This window comes from Bacillus sp. FSL K6-0268 (genome assembly GCF_038005425.1).
Classification (GTDB): domain Bacteria; phylum Bacillota; class Bacilli; order Bacillales; family Bacillaceae_G; genus Bacillus_A; species Bacillus_A thuringiensis_S.
The window spans coordinates 4,168,978-4,185,802 of the sequence record NZ_JBBOTF010000001.1; the positions used below are offsets into that span (position 1 = coordinate 4,168,978).

Genomic DNA, 16,825 nt, shown 5'->3' on the forward strand with positions numbered 1-16,825 from the left:
TGCGAAGGGGATGCTGGGGGGAAGATGTTAAGAAGTTTACGTTTAAAAATTGCGGTAGTGTTTTCAGTACTTATTTCTATGATGTTCGTAATATTGGGTACAGCTGTGTATCAATTACAGAAAGAAAAGGAAGTGCGTTCCTTAGACGAGTATTCTCAAAATGCGATGGATCTTGTGACAGAGCAACTTACGACATTTGTTCAAAGAACGGATGAAGATATGGGGTATTACGCGAACAGTGAGATGATTCGTAATATGCTTCAAGGTGGGGTTACTCCAGAAGAGGAAGCGTTTTTAACGAAAGAGTTTGCGGAGTATAAAAAGAATCATCCTGGTATTTTAGATTTATATATTGGTACGAAAGATAAAAAAACATTAAGTGCCAATCTTGCTGAAGGTGGGCAAGTGCCAGAAGGATATGATCCAACGACAAGACCATGGTATAAAGATTCAGAGGCTGATGTAAAAAAGGTCCATTGGGGACAACCTTCTTATGAAATTGCAACAGGAAAGTTAAGTGTAGGTGTTTCTAAAGCAATTACAGCTCAAGATGGATCTGTATTAGGCGTTGTTGCGATGGATGTATCGCTTGGGACGATTCAGAAGTTGCTTCACAATATTCAATATAATAATGACGGAGAAATGTTTATTATAAATGATAAAAATATGGCTCTTGTTTATCCAGAAAAGATAGGGAAAGATGTTTCTAAAGAGCCACTTATAAAGAGCTTAAATAAAGAGGTAACAAAATATGCGGTCACTACAATAAAAGGTGAAGATGTAGTTGTTTATAGTCAATCATTTGATACGATGAAATGGACGATAGGAATCTTTTATCCGAAAGAAACGATCGATGGGCTATTAAATAGTACGAGAAATACAGTCATTATGATGGCGTGTATTAGTTTATTAGTTGGAATCGTAGCTTCCTACTTGTTCTCAAGAAGATTAGCAAGACCACTGCAATTATTAAAGAATCACGTTCAAAAAGTAGCAGAAGGGGATTTAACGCTGCGAATGAAGGTGACAAGTAAAGATGAAGTTGGAGAGTTGACGAAGCACTTTAATGATATGGTTGAACAAATGAATGAAATGGTAAGTAAAATTAAAAACAGCGTATCAACAGTGCAACAATCAACGAATAGTTTACATTATTTAACGAACGAAACAGTAGCGGCTAGTAGAGAAGTTTCCGGAGCAATGGATGATGTGAGCGGGGGAGCTTCTACTCTTGCGAATAGTGTGGATGAAGTTTCAGCTCAGCTCGAGAATATGGCAGAGTCAGTGGAACAAATGAATAGCTCCGTTGGTGAAATAAAAGGAGTGACTGGCAAAGCGGAAGAGGCATCTAAGCAAGGATTAAATACAATGAGGAACTTAGTCCGTACGAGGGGACAATCATCTTCGATTGTTGTTCATACAGAAGAAGCATCGGATAAGTTAGAACAAAGAGTTGGATCGATTCAAAATGTTGTTGAGCTTATAAAAGGTATTTCGGATCAAACAAATTTACTTGCTTTAAATGCCTCGATTGAAGCTGCCCGTGCAGGTGAGCAAGGTAAGGGATTTGCGGTTGTTGCTGAAGAGGTTCGGAAATTAGCGGAACAATCAAAAGAGGCAACAGGAGAAATCACAACGATGATTGGTGATGTGCAATTAGAAGTAAAAAGGGTTGTAGAAGTTGTAAGTAAATTGAAAGACATTGCAGATGTGCAAAATAAAGTGACGACAGAGGCAAAAATGGAGTTCCGCACAATTATGTCAGTTGTAAATACGATTAGTACTTCAGTTGAAAAAATTGTAGAAGAGGTACATAACATAGGTTACGAGCAAGGAGAAATTACAGCGGTAATGCATACAATTGCTGGTACGAGTCAAGAAAGTGCAGCTGTTTCTGAAGAGGTACATGCTGCAACGGAATCACAGGTTAATCATCTAGAAAAGGTAGCCCACACGATGGAAAGTTTGACAGAGCATATGAAAGATTTAGAAAGATTAGTTGAGCAGTTTAAAGTGGAAGAGTAACATATTAGTAAAATGATGAGGATTTCGGTAAAATAGACAATGGATATATAAGAAGCGATTATAGGAGGAAGACTACTATGGCAATTGTTGACGTATCGATTATTCCGGTAGGAACAGGTAATCCAAGTGTTAGTGAATATGTAGCAGAAGTACAAAAGGTGCTAGAGAAAAATGCGGATCGCGTGAAGTATCAATTAACACCGATGAATACAATTATTGAAGGAGATCTTCCTGTCATTCTAGAAGTAATTCAACAAATGCATGAAGTTCCATATACGAAAGGTGCACAGCGTGTTGCAACAACGATTCGTATTGATGATCGTCGTGATAAAGTAAGCACAATGGAGAAAAAATTAAACTCTGTCCGATCAAAATTATAAGAAAAAGCAGCGATCTTCGCTGCTTTTTTCATATAGGAGGTAAATAAAATGAGTGAAAAGTTTAACGAGCAGTTTGACGGTTTACTAGAGAAATACACTGAGCTGTTACTTGGCGAGAGTAATGAAGAGCGAAAAGAACAGGTAAAGAAGTGGGCACTTTATTCTTACATAGCGAAGACGATGCCAGCTTTAGTGAAGCATTGGAATGAAACTTATCCAGATGCGAAAGAAGAGATGGTGCAGTTAATTACGGATATTAAAAGGCTGAATGAAGAGAAGCGAAATGAGAATTAAAAAACTTAGGTGATGCTACTTTAAGTTTTTCTTATTAATATCCTTATATAATTTACATGGAATATTAAGGGTTTTATAGGCATGTCGAATATTTTCGGTATGCCTATTTTTGCCCTAGTAAACCCGTTTTTTCTAAATGTCGAAAAATATTCCCTTCATATTTGCATGCGAGAATATAGGTTTTTAAATGTTTTTATAGTATTTTATAAATTATCTAAATAATTATTTGTATCCAATAATTTTAAACAGTGATATAATTTTGAAGAGGGGTAAAAAACAGATAAATTACAGTCATAGGGGTGAATTACATGGAACAATTAATGCGAAATTCGTTTCTTTTCTTATCTAAAAATAAAGCGCTAACAAAACTGGCTAAAAAGTACGGTTTACGCTTTGGTGCAGGTCGCTTCGTCGCAGGGGAGACGATTGAATTAGCGACAGCTGCCATTCAGGCATTAAATAAGCAAGGTCTTTGTGTAACAATCGATTATTTAGGTGAATTCGTTGATAATGAAGCGGAAGCAAATGAAATGGCTAACCAATCGATTGAAGCGATCCGTGCAATTGGAAGAGAAGGTCTTGATTCGCAGCTTTCTTTAAAGATGACTTCTATGGGATTAGATATCTCTGATGAAATCGTAATGAACAATATGCGCCGTATTTTAGAAGCTGCAAAAGAAAATGGTGTGTTCGTTACCATTGATATGGAAGACTATACACGCTGTGGTAAAACAATTGATATCTTTAAACAATTAAAATCTGAATACGATAATATTGGTACTGTTATTCAAGCTTACCTATATCGTACAGAAAAAGATATTGAAGATTTAAATGCTTATAATCCTAATTTACGTCTTGTAAAAGGTGCTTATAAAGAACCTGAAGAAGTGGCGTTCCCGGATAAGAAAGATGTAGATGACAATTATAAAAAAATTATTAAAATGCACTTATTAAATGGAAATTATACTGCAATTGCTTCACATGATGAAGCGATTATTGAATATACAAAAAAACTTGCTGAAGAACACAACATTCCAAGGGATCAATTTGAATTCCAAATGTTATATGGTATTCGTAATGAGCGTCAACTTGAGCTAGTAAAAGAAGGTTACAAAATGCGTGTTTACGTACCTTATGGAAACGACTGGTATGGCTACTTCATGCGTCGTCTAGCAGAGCGTCCAGCAAACGTTGCGTTCGTATTAAAAGGTATGGTAAAAAAATAACCAAGGAGAAAATACTCCTTGGTTATTTTAATTGCTGAAATGCATAATGTGCCATTTTCTTCGTATCAGGATATAGTTGCGCGCGAGTAGAAGATAATACGACGTTAATGACGCGTTTACCGTCTTTTTCATCGACTGTTACGACTGTATATTTGCCAAGTGCTGATAGACCACTTTTACTTCCAATCGCATATGGATCGTCATATAGTTCTTCTCGTCCATAGTTTGCGATGTTTGGAGAGCGTTCTGAAGTATGTAGAGTTGTACGTGTTGAATTCATATATTCTAAAACAACTGGATACTTTAATGCTTCTTTCGTAATAATAGCAATGTCATATGGTGATACTTTATTCCCAATTGCATCAGCACCACTTGCATTCTTGAAAGTCGCATGCTTTGTACCAAGTTCCTTCGCTCTAGCATTCATCATCTTCACAAATTCATTTTTTGATCCTGCGATATGTTCTGCAATTGATTCAGCTATTGGATCTGCACTAATGATAAGCATAAGTTTTAATGCCTCATCACGCTTTAATTTTTCCCCAGCACGAAGTTTAATTTTCTTACTTTGACTTTCTGTTTTAATTGCGTTTTCTGTAACTGTAATTTCTTCATCTTCTTTTACATTCTCTAGTAAAAGAAGGGTTGTCATCATTTTGGCTATACTAGCCGGATAAGAACGTTCGTCTTCGCGTTTCCCATACAAAATTTCACCTGTGTCTGCATCGATTGTAACGCCATATTGCCCAGTAATCTTAGGTTGATCAGCTCTTACAGCTTGTTGCCTCTGTGCATAAGAGAAGAAAATCATCCCTGTAAATAGTGTAGCAATCATTACAATCATAACTATTGTTCGTTTCATCATCGTTCCCTCTTTTGTTTTCCATATGTACAAATAAATTGGGCAGAAAAAGCAGCCATTAATCATTATGCCACGTTCTCTGCCCAAAAATATAGCGTTATTTTTCGCCCATATTATGCTTCTTATATTGTTGATTATTACCTTGGCGTCCTTTTTCAACACCGTGATTATGCGGACCTGCATTTCCAGTTACACTAGCTGCACTAATTCCAGCCTTAGAAGGGTTCTTCTTAAGTTTTGCCATATATATTCCTCCAGTTTCGTCAGATTATAAAAAGGAAAAGTGCATTTAAACAAAGAAAATACACATGTATAGCATAGCCAAATGAAAGAAAAATATTTATTTCAGAAAATTTTATTAATAAATATATTGCGAAAATTTGAACAGTATCATATATTTATTAGTAGAGGCTCACTCATTGATTGCGACTTATGTCGAAAAATTGAATGAGCATTCATTCAAGAATAGGGGGAGAATTGGATGTTCCAAATTAAAAAGGCTGCTGTTCTAGGTTCAGGCGTAATGGGTTCAGGGATTGCGGCACACTTAGCTAATATTGGTATTCCGACATTATTGCTTGATATTGTACCACCTGCGCTAACAAAAGAAGAGGAAGCGAAGGGACTTACATTAGAACATAAAAGTGTGAGAAATCGTTTTAGTAATACGGCTGTGCAAAAATTATTAAAGCAAAAACCAGCTCCTCTGACAGTGAAAGGAAATTTAGCACTGATTGAAGCAGGTAACTTAGAAGATGATCTTGAGCGTCTAGCTGATGTAGATTGGATTATTGAAGTAGTAGTTGAAAACTTAGATATTAAAAAGAAATTATTTGAAAAAGTAGACGCTGTTCGTAAACCGGGTTCTATTGTAAGCTCGAATACGTCAGGCATCTCAGTTGAAAAAATGGCAGAAGGTCGTTCAGACGACTTCCAGAAACACTTCTTAGGCACACACTTTTTTAACCCACCACGATATTTAAAACTTCTAGAGGTAATACCGACGAAAGAAACAGATCCACAAGTATTAAGCTTCATGAAACTATTTGGCGAAGACGTTCTTGGAAAAGGCGTTGTTATCGCAAAAGACACACCAAACTTTATTGGAAACCGCATCGGTACGTACGGTTTATTAGTAACTCTTCAAGAGATGATAAAACGCGGCTATAGCATTGGGGAAGTTGATTCTGTAACAGGCCCACTTATTGGTCGTCCGAAGAGCGCGACGTTCCGTACATTAGATGTTGTCGGTTTAGATACATTCGTACACGTTGCAAATAACGTATATGAAAACGTACAAGAAGAAGAGCGTGATGTATTTAAAGTACCAGCTTTCATGCATGACATGCTTGAGAAAAAATGGCTTGGAAGTAAAACGGGTCAAGGCTTCTTCTTAAAACAAGGAAAAGAAATTTTAGAATTAAATCCTGAAACGATGGAATACGAAGCGCGTAAAAAATTAAAAGCTGCATCCGTAGAGTTAAGTAAACAAGAAAAAGGATTAGCGAATAAATTGAAAGCGCTTGTATACGCGAAAGACCGTGCAGGAGAGTTGTTATGGAACATCATTACACCAACTCTTTTATACTCTGCAAAACTTCATAAAGAGATTGCTGACGATATCGTTGCAATTGACCAAGCGATGAAGTGGGGCTTCGGCTGGGAGCAAGGGCCATTTGAAGTGTGGGATGCAATTGGTGTTGAAAAATCTGTTCAAAAGATGGAAGAAAACGGCGTAGTTGTTCCTACTTGGGTGAAAGAAATGTTAGAGAAAGGTTTCACTACTTTCTATAAACATGATAACGGCGATAGCTACTATTACGATAATGGCGAATATAAGCGAATCGAGCGTAATAAAAAAGCAATTTCTCTTAAGCAATTAAAAGCGAAAAATGGTGTATTAAAGAAAAATAGCGGAGCGAGCTTAATTGATTTAGGCGACGGCATCCTTTGCTTAGAGTTCCATTCGAAGAGCAATGCAATCGGTATGGATATTACGCAAATGATTAACTACGCTGTTGATGAAGTAGAAAAGAATTATAAAGGTCTTGTTATCGGTAACCAATCGAAGAACTTCTGCGTTGGTGCGAACCTAGCAATGATCTTAATGGAAGCACAAGACGACAATTACTTTGAAATTGAGTTGGTTGTGAAAAACTTCCAAGATGCAATGACGAAAATTAAGTACTCTTCTAAGCCAGTTGTAGCAGCACCATACGGTATGACGCTTGGCGGAGGTACAGAAGTTTGCTTACCAGCAGCTAGCATTCAAGCTTCTAGTGAAACGTATATGGGCTTAGTAGAAGTTGGTGTTGGCTTAATCCCTGGCGGAGGCGGTAATAAAGAGCTATACATTAAACACTTAAATAAAATGCCAAATGGTGTAGAGTTTGATCTGCAAAAAGTTGCGAATAAAGTGTTCGAATCTGTAGCGATGGCGAAAGTTTCTACATCAGCACAAGAAGCTGTATCGAACAACTTCTTAGGCGATAAAGACGGTATTAGTGTGAATGGTGATCACTTACTATATGATGCGAAACAAAAAGCACTTGCTTTATATGAAGCTGGCTATAAAGCGCCGATTCGTAAAAAGATACCAGTTGTTGGTGAAACAGGATATGCAACTCTTGTACTTGGTGCAGAAGCAATGCATTTATCAGGTTACATTTCTGAACATGATCTTCACATTGCGAAGAAACTTGCATATGTCATCGCGGGCGGAAAAGTGCCGTACGGAACAGAAGTTGATGAGCAGTATTTATTAGATGTAGAACGTGAAGCATTTATTAGCTTAGTAAGTGAGATGAAATCACAAGCAAGAATGCAGCACATGCTTGTAAAAGGAAAGCCATTACGTAACTAATAACGAGGGGAGATATCGTTCATGAGAGAAGCTGTCATTGTTGCGGGAGCAAGAACACCAATTGGAAAAGCAAAGAGGGGTTCATTAAAAACAGTTCGTCCTGACGATCTAGGGGCATTAGTAGTAAAGGAAACGTTAAAGCGTGCAAATTATGAAGGACCAATCGATGATTTAATTTTCGGTTGTGCGATGCCAGAAGCAGAGCAAGGTTTAAATATGGCTCGTAATATCGGCGGATTAGCAGGACTTTCTTACGATGTTCCAGCTATTACGATTAACCGCTACTGTTCTTCAGGTTTACAAAGTATCGCTTACGGAGCAGAGCGTATTATGCTTGGTCACTCTGAAGCTGTATTATCAGGCGGGGCAGAATCAATGAGTTTAGTTCCAATGATGGGACACGTTGTTCGTCCGAATAGTCGCCTTGTAGAAGCAGCTCCAGAATATTATATGGGTATGGGACATACAGCAGAGCAAGTTGCTGTGAAATATGGAATTTCTCGTGAAGAGCAAGATGCATTTGCAGTAAGAAGTCATCAACGCGCTGCGAAAGCATTAGCGGCAGGTAACTTCGCTGATGAAACAGTATCTGTAGATGTGACGTTACGTACTGTTGGATCAAACAATAAACTGCAAGAAGAAACAATCATTTTCGCACAAGACGAAGGTGTGAGAGCAGAAACGTCGCTAGACATTTTAGGTAAATTACGTCCAGCATTTAACGTTCGCGGTTCTGTAACAGCTGGTAACTCTTCACAAATGAGTGACGGTGCAGCATCTGTACTATTAATGGATCGTGAAAAAGCAGTGAGCGATGGCATGAAGCCGCTTGCGAAATTCCGTTCATTTGCAGTAGCTGGCGTACCACCAGAAGTAATGGGAATCGGCCCAATCGCTGCAATTCCAAAAGCATTAAAACTAGCTGGCTTAGAGCTATCTGATATTGGCTTATTCGAACTAAATGAAGCATTCGCTTCTCAATCAATTCAAGTTATTCGTGAACTTGGTTTAGATGAAGAAAAAGTAAACGTAAACGGTGGTGCAATCGCACTTGGACATCCACTTGGCTGTACAGGAGCAAAACTAACACTATCTCTTATTCACGAAATGAAACGCCGCAACGAACAATTCGGTATCGTAACAATGTGTATCGGCGGCGGAATGGGAGCAGCGGGAGTATTTGAATTACTTTAAAAAGTGCAGGTGGCTCGTTTAGAACAGGAGGGGGATGGAGCTTCAGACGTAGAGGCGCTCTTTACCTCGTAGGAAGAAGCGAAGCCACCGAACATTCTAGCCGCTGGAACTGGATTAGATAAAAAGTGCAGGTGGCTCGCTCAGAACAGGAGGGCGTTGGAAGCCTTGACGAAGAGGTGCTTTTTGCCTCACAGGAAGGGGTGAAACGACCGACTGTTCTAGCCACTGGAACTGGATTATAAAAAAAGTGCAAGCGGTTCGCTCAGAACGAGACGACGCTAAAGCAAAGAATGGAAGCAACCAAGGTTTATAAAAAATAAAATTGAGAGCCAGCTTCTTTCAAAAAGAGAGAAGCGGCTCATGAAAATATGAAGGAGGAAATTTTCATGGAAAAAACAGTAGGAAATGCGGTTAAAGGCGGTAGCTTTTTAGTTGATGAGATTACGATTGATCAAGTGTTTACGCCAGAAGATTTTTCATCTGAGCATAAAATGATTGCAAAAACGACAGAGGACTTTATCGTAAATGAAGTTCTTCCAGAGCTTGAATATTTAGAACAACATGAGTTTGATCGTTCTGTTCGTCTTTTAAAAGAAGCTGGGGAGCTTGGTTTATTAGGCGCTGACGTACCAGAAGAGTACGGCGGGATTGGTCTTGATAAAGTAAGCTCAGCGTTAATCGCAGAGAAATTCTCTCGCGCTGGCGGCTTTGCAATTACTCACGGTGCTCACGTAGGTATCGGGTCGTTACCAATCGTATTATTCGGTAACGAAGAGCAAAAGAAAAAGTATTTACCATTACTTGCAACTGGTGAGAAATTAGCTGCATACGCATTAACAGAGCCAGGTTCAGGATCTGACGCATTAGGTGCAAAAACAACTGCACGTTTAAATGCAGAAGGTACACATTATGTATTAAATGGTGAAAAACAATGGATTACAAACTCTGCATTCGCTGACGTATTTATCGTGTATGCAAAAATTGATGGAGAGCACTTCTCAGCATTTATCGTAGAGAAAGAATATGCTGGCGTATCTACAAGCCCAGAAGAAAAGAAAATGGGTATTAAATGTTCTTCAACTCGTACGTTAATTTTAGAAGATGCATTAGTACCGAAAGAAAACTTACTTGGTGAAATCGGTAAAGGTCATATTATCGCTTTCAACATTTTAAATATCGGCCGTTATAAATTAGGTGTTGGTACAGTTGGATCTGCGAAACGTGCAGTAGAAATTTCAGCACAATATGCAAACCAACGTCAACAGTTCAAGCAACCAATCGCTCGCTTCCCATTAATTCAAGAGAAACTTGCGAATATGGCAGCAAAAACATATGCAGCTGAAAGCTCTGTATATCGTACAGTAGGTTTATTCGAAAGCCGCATGAGCACATTATCTGAAGAAGAAGTAAAAGACGGTAAAGCAGTAGCAGCTTCTATCGCTGAATATGCAATCGAGTGCTCTTTAAATAAAGTATTCGGTTCTGAAGTACTAGATTATACAGTAGATGAAGGTGTTCAAATTCACGGTGGTTACGGATTTATGGCAGAGTACGAGATTGAAAGAATGTACCGCGATTCTCGTATTAACCGTATTTTCGAAGGAACGAATGAAATTAACCGCCTAATCGTACCAGGTACGTTCTTACGTAAAGCGATGAAAGGTGAATTACCACTTCTTCAAAAAGCACAAAAATTACAAGAAGAGTTAATGATGATGATGCCAGAAGAAGTAGGCGATGAGCCATTAGCACTTCAAAAGTATTTAGTAACTAATGCGAAGAAAATTGGTTTAATGGTAGCTGGATTAGCGGCTCAAAAATACGGTAAAGCATTAGATAAAGAGCAAGAAATTCTTGTGAATATCGCTGACATCGTAAGTAACCTATATGCAATGGAATCAGCTGTTCTTCGTACAGAAAAAGCAATTAAAACAACTGGTCTTGAAAAGAATAAACAAAAAGTGTTATACACTGAAGTATTCTGCCAAGAAGCATTCAACGAAATCGAAGCAGATGCGAAAGAAACACTTATCGCAGTTGAAAACGGCGACATGCTGCGCATGATGTTATCATCATTACGTAAATTAACTCGCCACACACCACTTAACGTAATTCCGAAGAAACGTGAAATTGCTGTGAAAATTTTAGAAGATGAGCGTTATACAGTTTAATAGATGAAAGAGAACCAGTAGCCGATTGGCTACTGGTTTTTTATTGCTGAATTCTTGAATAAAGCTGTTTTACATATGTATGTGTAAACAGCTCTTTTTTATGGAGGTAAAGAAGATGAAGGTAATAAGTGTAGGAACAGTTCATCAAATCGCATTTTTACCGCGTCTATTTCCAATTAACTGTTACTTCGTTGAAGAAGAGACAGGATTAACTTTAATTGATGCGGCTTTACCGTTTTGTGCAAAGAAGATTTTACAATCAGCTCGGAAAATAGGAAAACCGATTACGAATATCGTTATTACACATGCGCATGATGACCATGTAGGAGCGCTTGATGTTATAAAACAAGTGCTGCCGGATGTTCCGGTCTATATTTCAAAAAGAGATGCATGTTTACTTGAAGGAGATAAGGTACTGCAAGAGGGAGAACGAAATACACCAATAAAAGTGGGAGTGTCAAAACAGATAAATACGATTCCAGATATTCTTCTTCAAGAGGGAGATAAAGTTGGTTCTCTTGTAGCGACTGGAGCTCCAGGTCATACACCGGGATCAATGGCGTTTTTAGACACAAGAAATGATGCACTCATTGTTGGAGATGCATTTCAAACGAGAGGAGGATTAGCGGTAGCAGGACAGTTGAAGTGGCTTTTCCCGTTTCCTATGTTTGGTACGTGGGATGCAGAAGTTTCATTAGCAAGCGCGCAGAAATTGCTGGAGTATAAGCCGTCTTTATTGGCGACAGGACATGGGAAAATGATTGAAAATCCGTTAATACAAATGCAACGGGCGATTGAAGAAGCGGAAAGGAATTTAAGTAGAAAGAGCCTCTAATCGTTTAGAGGCTCTTTTTAGTTAAATGATTATTTAGCAGACTTTTTAATGAATACGATTTGAAAAAAACAGAATACTAAAGAAGAATGAAAGAAGAAAGGTAGGAGTATTCCATGCAAAATTTAACAGAGCTTGAAGTAGAAAACTTACGTCATTTAATTGGTGGACACGCAACAATTATTAACAAGTTGGAGCAGTATGCACAGACGTGTACAGATCCACAACTGAAACAAATGCTACAAAAAGATGCGCAAGATGCAAGAAATACGAAACAGCAATTAATGACTTTCCTAGGATAGGAGGAAGAGAAAGATGAATGAAAAAGATATGGTAAATGATTATTTAGCAGGATTAAATGCAAGTTTAACAAGTTATGCAAATTATATTTCTCAGTCTGATAATGAACAGTTACATCAAACGTTAATCCAAATTCGTAATCAAGATGAAATGCGTCAACGTAATATGTATGAGTACGCAAAGCAAAAGAGTTATTATAAACCAGCAGCACCTGCGAATCCGATGATTGTGCAGCAATTGAAAAGTCAGTTAAGTGCAGAATAATAGGATGAAAAAACGAGCGAAAATGAATTCGCTCGTTTTATTTTTTGTATGTCAATAAATACATAATAAATATTTTTCCAGTTGTAACAAATATGACGAAAATGGAATATAACAATTCACAAAAAGGACAAAAACTTTGTTCAATATTTCACAAAGTATCCATGGTTTCTATCGTGGGAACCTCTATAATTAAGAATGTAAAGAACAAAAGAAATAGATTATATGATCAATTAGGAGAGATTGCTATGAAAAGACATACAAGAAAAATTGCAATTATCGGTACTGGATTAGTTGGATCAAGTTGTGCGTATTCCATTGTAAATCAAGGGATTTGCGAAGAGCTATTATTAATTGATATAAATCATGAACGTGCAGTTGGGGAAGCAATGGATTTATCACATTGCATTAACTTTACAAATACAAGAACAAAAGTATATGCAGGAAGCTATGAAGACTGCAAAGATATGGACATTGTCATTATTACAGCAGGACCAGCACCAAAACCAGGGCAAAGTCGCTTAGATACTTTAGGAGCGAGTGCGAAGATTATGGAAAGTGTTGTTGGTGGCGTAATGGAAAGTGGATTTGATGGTATTTTCTTACTTGCATCGAACCCAGTTGATATTATTACATATCAAGTTTGGAAATTATCTGGATTACCTAGAAATCGCGTAATCGGTACTGGTACATCACTAGATTCTTCTCGCTTAAGAACAATTTTATCTGAAATGCTACATGTAGACCCTCGTAGTATTCATGGGTATTCATTAGGAGAACATGGTGATTCTCAAATGGTTGCTTGGTCTCACGTAACTGTTGGTGGAAAGCCAATTCTGCAAATTTTAGAAGAACAAAAAGAACGATTTGGTGAAATAGATTTAGATGAAATTGTTGAGAAGACTGCAAAAGCCGGATGGGAAATTTATAAGCGAAAAGGAACTACTTATTACGGAATCGGAAATTCTCTAGCATATATTGCGAGTTCAATCTTTAATGATGATCACCGTGTCATTGCTGTATCAGCCATTTTAGATGGTGAGTATGGTGAATATGATATTTGTACAGGAGTACCAGCTATTATTACTAGAGACGGTATAAGAGAAGTTGTAGAACTCAATTTAACAGAGGATGAAGAATCTCGATTCGCAAAATCAAACGATATTTTACGTGATTATATGAAAACAATTGGTTACTAACTTATAGAAGAAGGTGAAACAAATGAAGGAATATATAATGTCTCGTGTATTTAAAGCATCTGCTGGAATCGCACAAGGTATTTTCGTATCCCTCGGAATTGGTTTACTGATCGAAAATATAGGAAGAATTGTTGATATACCATTACTTATTACAATCGGAGTTGTTGCAAAATCACTTATGGCACCAGCAATTGGTGCCGGAATTGCTTTTATGCTCGGTGCAAATGGCCTTGTAATCTTCTCGGCTATGGTGGCTGGAGCAATTGGTGCCGGATCCATTTCAATTACTGAAGCAGGTCTAATTATTAAAACAGGTGAGCCAATCGGTGCTTTATTAACAGCAACTTTAGCTGTATATATTGGTAAACGTTTAAGCGGAAAAACTGCGTTAGATATGATGCTCGTTCCATTTGCGGCAATATTAGGTTCTGGTTTAGTAGGTATTTGGTTATCTCATAATATTACTCCTGTTTTAAATACAGTTGGAGCATTTATTAAAGATAGCTCAGCTGGTAGCCCGTTTATCGCTTCTATCGTCATTGCAGTAGTTTGGGGATTATTACTTATCTCTCCAGCTTCATCAGCTGCGTTAGCGATCGCACTTAGCTTAGACGGTGTTGCAGGTGGTGCTGCTCTTGCAGGCTGCGTTGCTCAGTTTATCGGATTCTCTGTTATCTCAGCGAAAGAAAACAATTTAGGTGGCATATTAGCTCAAGCACTTTGTACTCCGAAAGTACAGTTACCAAATATCACTAAAAATCCAATGATTCTCGTCCCAACTGTCGTCGCCAGTGCTATAGTTGGTCCAGTATCCGCATTAATTTTCCAACTGGAAGCAGGAAAGGAAATTGCAGGTCTTGGATTAAGTTCTCTTATCGCACCAATTAATTTAATTTCTAGCGAAGGATGGGAAGTTGTCCCAGCGATGGTAATCACTTATATCATCATTCCAGTAGCTGTTTCTTATATACTTTACATTGCTCTTAAAAAAGCAGGTCGTATTCACTCTGGTGATATGACTGTACCGCAATCTTAAATTGAAAATCTCCTTAATAATAGATAAAAGCAGACTGAGCCACAGTCTGCTTTTTTATGTTACATTTTATGATTTTGTTTTACTGGAACTTTTATTGGTTCTTTTGCTAATAAGAGCTGAACGCCGAAGTATAGTATGCTTGCAAGTGTCATTCCAGAAACGGCATCTAAAAAGGCATGCTGCTTCGTAAATAGCGTTGATAAAATAATAAGTGTACCGAAGAAAGTAAGGATGTAATATTCAAAAGCATGTTGTTCTCTACGCTTAAAGGCAGCTAACATAATTACAAATGTAGTAAGAACGTGAATGCTAGGGAAACAGTTTACCGGTTGATCGATACTATAAATATAGCGAACTAGTTCAGAAAATACATCTGTTCCAACGACAGTCGGACGCGGTACAGTTGTTTGCCAAAAATAATAAATAGAAAAACAAGCAAGCTTTCCAAAAATAACACTACTTAAAGTGACATAATATTGCTTTCGGTCAGCGAAGCAGTAATAAATAAGTGCGCCGTATAAGTATGGAAACCAAAGTAAATAAGGAATAATAAATGCTTTTACAAATGGAATCCAATCATCTACTACAGTTGTAACGTCTACTGCGTGAACAGTCGATTTATTTAATACGTCGTAAAGGGGACTTACGAGTACGAGTAGAAGTATATAACTTAACGGAAGAAAAGATGAAAGTTTAAATTTCTTCATGTTGATCTCCTATGTTTAGTAATGTAAGTAAATTCAATTGATTATAATATAGAAACGTGAATTGGGCTATCGATTTTACTTACATTTTCTTGAATTAACCTTACGTTTTTGTCACTTGACTAAAAAGAAGGGGGAGGGTGCTAAATGAAGCGTTTATCGTATTTCTTATTTTTTATATTGATATGCCTAGTCGGTGCTGGGTGTGCAAAGGATAAAGAAGGAGAGAAATTAGAATATAACGGAAGAGCACTCGTAATTGGAGTTGTTGGAGAAAAGCCGAAAGATACGTTTAGGAATGTAAAGTTTGAGGAAATGAAGTTAGAGGCACTGGAAAAGAAATCTAAGGAAGTGGATGGTTTTCTAATAATGAAAGATCACTTTCAAGAAGCCTCAACAGAGCAGTATAAAAATGTATTTTCATCGCTAAAGAAACCAGTATTTTTTATCGGTTTACAAGATAAATTATATTCAATTTTTATTACAAAAGGGATAGAGTATAACAGTGCACGAAAAGATGTAAATGCGATGTATACGCAAGGTTTTGCGAATATCGGAAGTGGTGAAGGGCAACAATGGGCAATTGGTTTATCAAATGGTGGAAACACAGAAGAAAGTATTCATAATATGTATATCGTAGTATTTCAAACAATTGCAGATTATTTGAATAGATGATGAAGGAGCCTGCAAAAGAGGCTTCTTATTTTTTTAAATAAACGTTTGTTTAAGCTGTATGTTCGGTAGGAAGAAACCGATGTAACTTAAGGGTTAAGAAAGAAAAATGGAGAATTAATCAAACGTTTGTTTAAGCTGTATGTTCGGTAGAAAGAAACTCATGTAGTTCAAAGGTTAACGAAGAAAAATGGAGAATTAATCAAACGCTTGTTTAAGATATATGTTTGGTGCAGAATCTAAAAAATTTATATATTTATTTTTTTCTTAACAAATGGCGGAAAAATAAGAAAAATTCGCAGGATTATTAAAAATTATCACGAAATAAGTAAAAGTTTAGCGAATAATGGTTTGAAATAATAAAACGTTTTCTATATGATAAAGGTAAAGGTTAGTAAAAAAGTAGGTGAATTTATGACAGTAACATTTTATTCATATCCAAAGTGTGGCACATGTCAAAAGGCAAAGAAATGGTTTGAGGCAAACGATGTAGCATATGAGATGATTCATATTGTTGAAAATCCACCATCAAAAGAAGATTTACGTAATTTACATGAAAAAAGTGAATTACCATTAAAAAAATTCTTTAATACAAGTGGAATGCGTTACCGTGAACTTGGTCTGAAAGATAAGTTGAAAGATGCAAGCGAAGACGAAATGTACGAGCTTTTAGCATCTGATGGCATGTTGATTAAACGTCCAATTGTAACAGATGGAACGAATGTAACACTTGGTTTTAACGAAGAGCAGTTTGAAAGTGTGTGGAAAAAGTACCAATAAGGTATTTTTACATAATTAATACATTC

The 16,825-nt window shown here is 37.2% G+C and carries 17 protein-coding genes; 14 read left to right on the plus strand and 3 right to left on the minus strand.

All coding sequences use genetic code 11. From position 1 onward, the window contains the following. Positions 1-24: 24 nt before the first annotated feature. The 4 genes from MHI28_RS21525 to MHI28_RS21540 all read left to right on the plus strand — a co-directional run bounded on the left by MHI28_RS21525 (position 25) and on the right by MHI28_RS21540 (position 3,925). Positions 25-2,025 (plus strand): methyl-accepting chemotaxis protein, encoded by a 2,001-nt coding sequence (locus tag MHI28_RS21525; RefSeq protein WP_340828293.1) that lies wholly within the window; start codon positions 25-27, stop codon positions 2,023-2,025. 77 nt (positions 2,026-2,102) lie between these two features. Next, a complete protein-coding gene (locus tag MHI28_RS21530) occupies positions 2,103-2,405 on the plus strand; it encodes an MTH1187 family thiamine-binding protein (protein WP_001018860.1) in 303 nt (100 codons plus the stop codon). A 48-nt stretch (positions 2,406-2,453) separates the two neighbouring features. After that, the gene (locus tag MHI28_RS21535) at positions 2,454-2,699 is read left to right on the plus strand and encodes a YusU family protein (RefSeq protein WP_001290589.1); all 246 of its coding nucleotides are present in this window, start codon (positions 2,454-2,456) and stop codon (positions 2,697-2,699) included. Positions 2,700-3,007: 308 nt separating this feature from the next. Then, the gene (locus tag MHI28_RS21540; RefSeq protein WP_000436780.1) at positions 3,008-3,925 is read left to right on the plus strand and encodes a proline dehydrogenase family protein; all 918 of its coding nucleotides are present in this window, start codon (positions 3,008-3,010) and stop codon (positions 3,923-3,925) included. 22 nt (positions 3,926-3,947) lie between these two features. Here MHI28_RS21540 and MHI28_RS21545 read toward each other — a convergent pair whose 3' ends face one another. Together MHI28_RS21545 and MHI28_RS21550 are read right to left on the minus strand one after the other, a co-directional pair. Further along, positions 3,948-4,787 (minus strand): D-alanyl-D-alanine carboxypeptidase family protein, encoded by an 840-nt coding sequence (locus MHI28_RS21545; protein ID WP_000831456.1) that lies wholly within the window; start codon positions 4,785-4,787, stop codon positions 3,948-3,950. A gap of 97 nt (positions 4,788-4,884) precedes the next feature. Continuing rightward, positions 4,885-5,031: a YuzL family protein gene (locus MHI28_RS21550; RefSeq protein ID WP_001096344.1), complete on the minus strand. Its 147-nt coding sequence runs from the start codon at positions 5,029-5,031 to the stop codon at positions 4,885-4,887. A gap of 237 nt (positions 5,032-5,268) precedes the next feature. On the opposite strand from MHI28_RS21550, the gene MHI28_RS21555 reads away from it, so the two are divergent. The 8 genes from MHI28_RS21555 to MHI28_RS21590 all read left to right on the plus strand — a co-directional run bounded on the left by MHI28_RS21555 (position 5,269) and on the right by MHI28_RS21590 (position 14,643). Further along, positions 5,269-7,650, plus strand: coding sequence for a 3-hydroxyacyl-CoA dehydrogenase/enoyl-CoA hydratase family protein (locus MHI28_RS21555; RefSeq protein WP_000486371.1), 2,382 nt, complete (start codon positions 5,269-5,271; stop codon positions 7,648-7,650). A gap of 21 nt (positions 7,651-7,671) precedes the next feature. Continuing rightward, a complete protein-coding gene (locus MHI28_RS21560) occupies positions 7,672-8,844 on the plus strand; it encodes an acetyl-CoA C-acetyltransferase (RefSeq protein ID WP_001206339.1) in 1,173 nt (390 codons plus the stop codon). 386 nt (positions 8,845-9,230) lie between these two features. After that, positions 9,231-11,015, plus strand: a complete 1,785-nt coding sequence (locus MHI28_RS21565; RefSeq protein ID WP_000416288.1) for an acyl-CoA dehydrogenase family protein — start codon at positions 9,231-9,233, stop codon at positions 11,013-11,015. 115 nt (positions 11,016-11,130) lie between these two features. Next, on the plus strand, positions 11,131-11,850 hold the full coding sequence (locus MHI28_RS21570; protein ID WP_000864825.1) for an MBL fold metallo-hydrolase: 720 nt from the start codon (positions 11,131-11,133) through the stop codon (positions 11,848-11,850). A 113-nt stretch (positions 11,851-11,963) separates the two neighbouring features. Beyond that, positions 11,964-12,149, plus strand: a complete 186-nt coding sequence (locus MHI28_RS21575) for a hypothetical protein (protein WP_001180555.1) — start codon at positions 11,964-11,966, stop codon at positions 12,147-12,149. A 13-nt stretch (positions 12,150-12,162) separates the two neighbouring features. Next, a complete protein-coding gene (locus MHI28_RS21580; RefSeq protein ID WP_001002992.1) occupies positions 12,163-12,411 on the plus strand; it encodes a spore coat protein in 249 nt (82 codons plus the stop codon). A gap of 245 nt (positions 12,412-12,656) precedes the next feature. Beyond that, positions 12,657-13,607, plus strand: a complete 951-nt coding sequence (locus MHI28_RS21585; protein WP_000820660.1) for an L-lactate dehydrogenase — start codon at positions 12,657-12,659, stop codon at positions 13,605-13,607. A gap of 22 nt (positions 13,608-13,629) precedes the next feature. Continuing rightward, a complete protein-coding gene (locus MHI28_RS21590) occupies positions 13,630-14,643 on the plus strand; it encodes a PTS transporter subunit IIC (RefSeq protein WP_000666176.1) in 1,014 nt (337 codons plus the stop codon). A gap of 59 nt (positions 14,644-14,702) precedes the next feature. Here the strand turns inward: MHI28_RS21590 and MHI28_RS21595 are convergent, their stop codons facing one another. Then, positions 14,703-15,350 carry a phosphatase PAP2 family protein gene (locus MHI28_RS21595; protein WP_000713769.1) on the minus strand — a complete coding sequence of 216 codons (648 nt, stop codon included), beginning with the start codon at positions 15,348-15,350 and terminating at the stop codon, positions 14,703-14,705. 144 nt (positions 15,351-15,494) lie between these two features. Here MHI28_RS21595 and MHI28_RS21600 point away from each other — a divergent pair, with 144 nt between their 5' ends. Beyond that, on the plus strand, positions 15,495-16,022 hold the full coding sequence (locus MHI28_RS21600) for a hypothetical protein (protein WP_000826875.1): 528 nt from the start codon (positions 15,495-15,497) through the stop codon (positions 16,020-16,022). 411 nt (positions 16,023-16,433) lie between these two features. After that, the gene (locus MHI28_RS21605; RefSeq protein ID WP_000218968.1) at positions 16,434-16,799 is read left to right on the plus strand and encodes an arsenate reductase family protein; all 366 of its coding nucleotides are present in this window, start codon (positions 16,434-16,436) and stop codon (positions 16,797-16,799) included. The last annotated feature ends 26 nt before the right edge of the window (positions 16,800-16,825 follow it).

Bases quoted from the DNA above. Each gene is read 5' to 3' on its own strand.
- MHI28_RS21590 (WP_000666176.1), top strand. From the start codon at position 13,630: ATGAAGGAATATATAATGTCTCGTGTATTTAAAGCATCTGCTGGAATC.
- MHI28_RS21565 (WP_000416288.1), top strand. From the start codon at position 9,231: ATGGAAAAAACAGTAGGAAATGCGGTTAAAGGCGGTAGCTTTTTAGTT.
- MHI28_RS21570 (WP_000864825.1), top strand. From the start codon at position 11,131: ATGAAGGTAATAAGTGTAGGAACAGTTCATCAAATCGCATTTTTACCG.
- MHI28_RS21595 (WP_000713769.1), bottom strand. From the start codon at position 15,350: ATGAAGAAATTTAAACTTTCATCTTTTCTTCCGTTAAGTTATATACTT.
- MHI28_RS21580 (WP_001002992.1), top strand. From the start codon at position 12,163: ATGAATGAAAAAGATATGGTAAATGATTATTTAGCAGGATTAAATGCA.
- MHI28_RS21535 (WP_001290589.1), top strand. From the start codon at position 2,454: ATGAGTGAAAAGTTTAACGAGCAGTTTGACGGTTTACTAGAGAAATAC.
- MHI28_RS21560 (WP_001206339.1), top strand. From the start codon at position 7,672: ATGAGAGAAGCTGTCATTGTTGCGGGAGCAAGAACACCAATTGGAAAA.
- MHI28_RS21605 (WP_000218968.1), top strand. From the start codon at position 16,434: ATGACAGTAACATTTTATTCATATCCAAAGTGTGGCACATGTCAAAAG.
- MHI28_RS21525 (WP_340828293.1), top strand. From the start codon at position 25: ATGTTAAGAAGTTTACGTTTAAAAATTGCGGTAGTGTTTTCAGTACTT.
- MHI28_RS21530 (WP_001018860.1), top strand. From the start codon at position 2,103: ATGGCAATTGTTGACGTATCGATTATTCCGGTAGGAACAGGTAATCCA.
- MHI28_RS21555 (WP_000486371.1), top strand. From the start codon at position 5,269: ATGTTCCAAATTAAAAAGGCTGCTGTTCTAGGTTCAGGCGTAATGGGT.
- MHI28_RS21545 (WP_000831456.1), bottom strand. From the start codon at position 4,787: ATGAAACGAACAATAGTTATGATTGTAATGATTGCTACACTATTTACA.
- MHI28_RS21585 (WP_000820660.1), top strand. From the start codon at position 12,657: ATGAAAAGACATACAAGAAAAATTGCAATTATCGGTACTGGATTAGTT.
- MHI28_RS21575 (WP_001180555.1), top strand. From the start codon at position 11,964: ATGCAAAATTTAACAGAGCTTGAAGTAGAAAACTTACGTCATTTAATT.
- MHI28_RS21540 (WP_000436780.1), top strand. From the start codon at position 3,008: ATGGAACAATTAATGCGAAATTCGTTTCTTTTCTTATCTAAAAATAAA.
- MHI28_RS21550 (WP_001096344.1), bottom strand. From the start codon at position 5,031: ATGGCAAAACTTAAGAAGAACCCTTCTAAGGCTGGAATTAGTGCAGCT.
- MHI28_RS21600 (WP_000826875.1), top strand. From the start codon at position 15,495: ATGAAGCGTTTATCGTATTTCTTATTTTTTATATTGATATGCCTAGTC.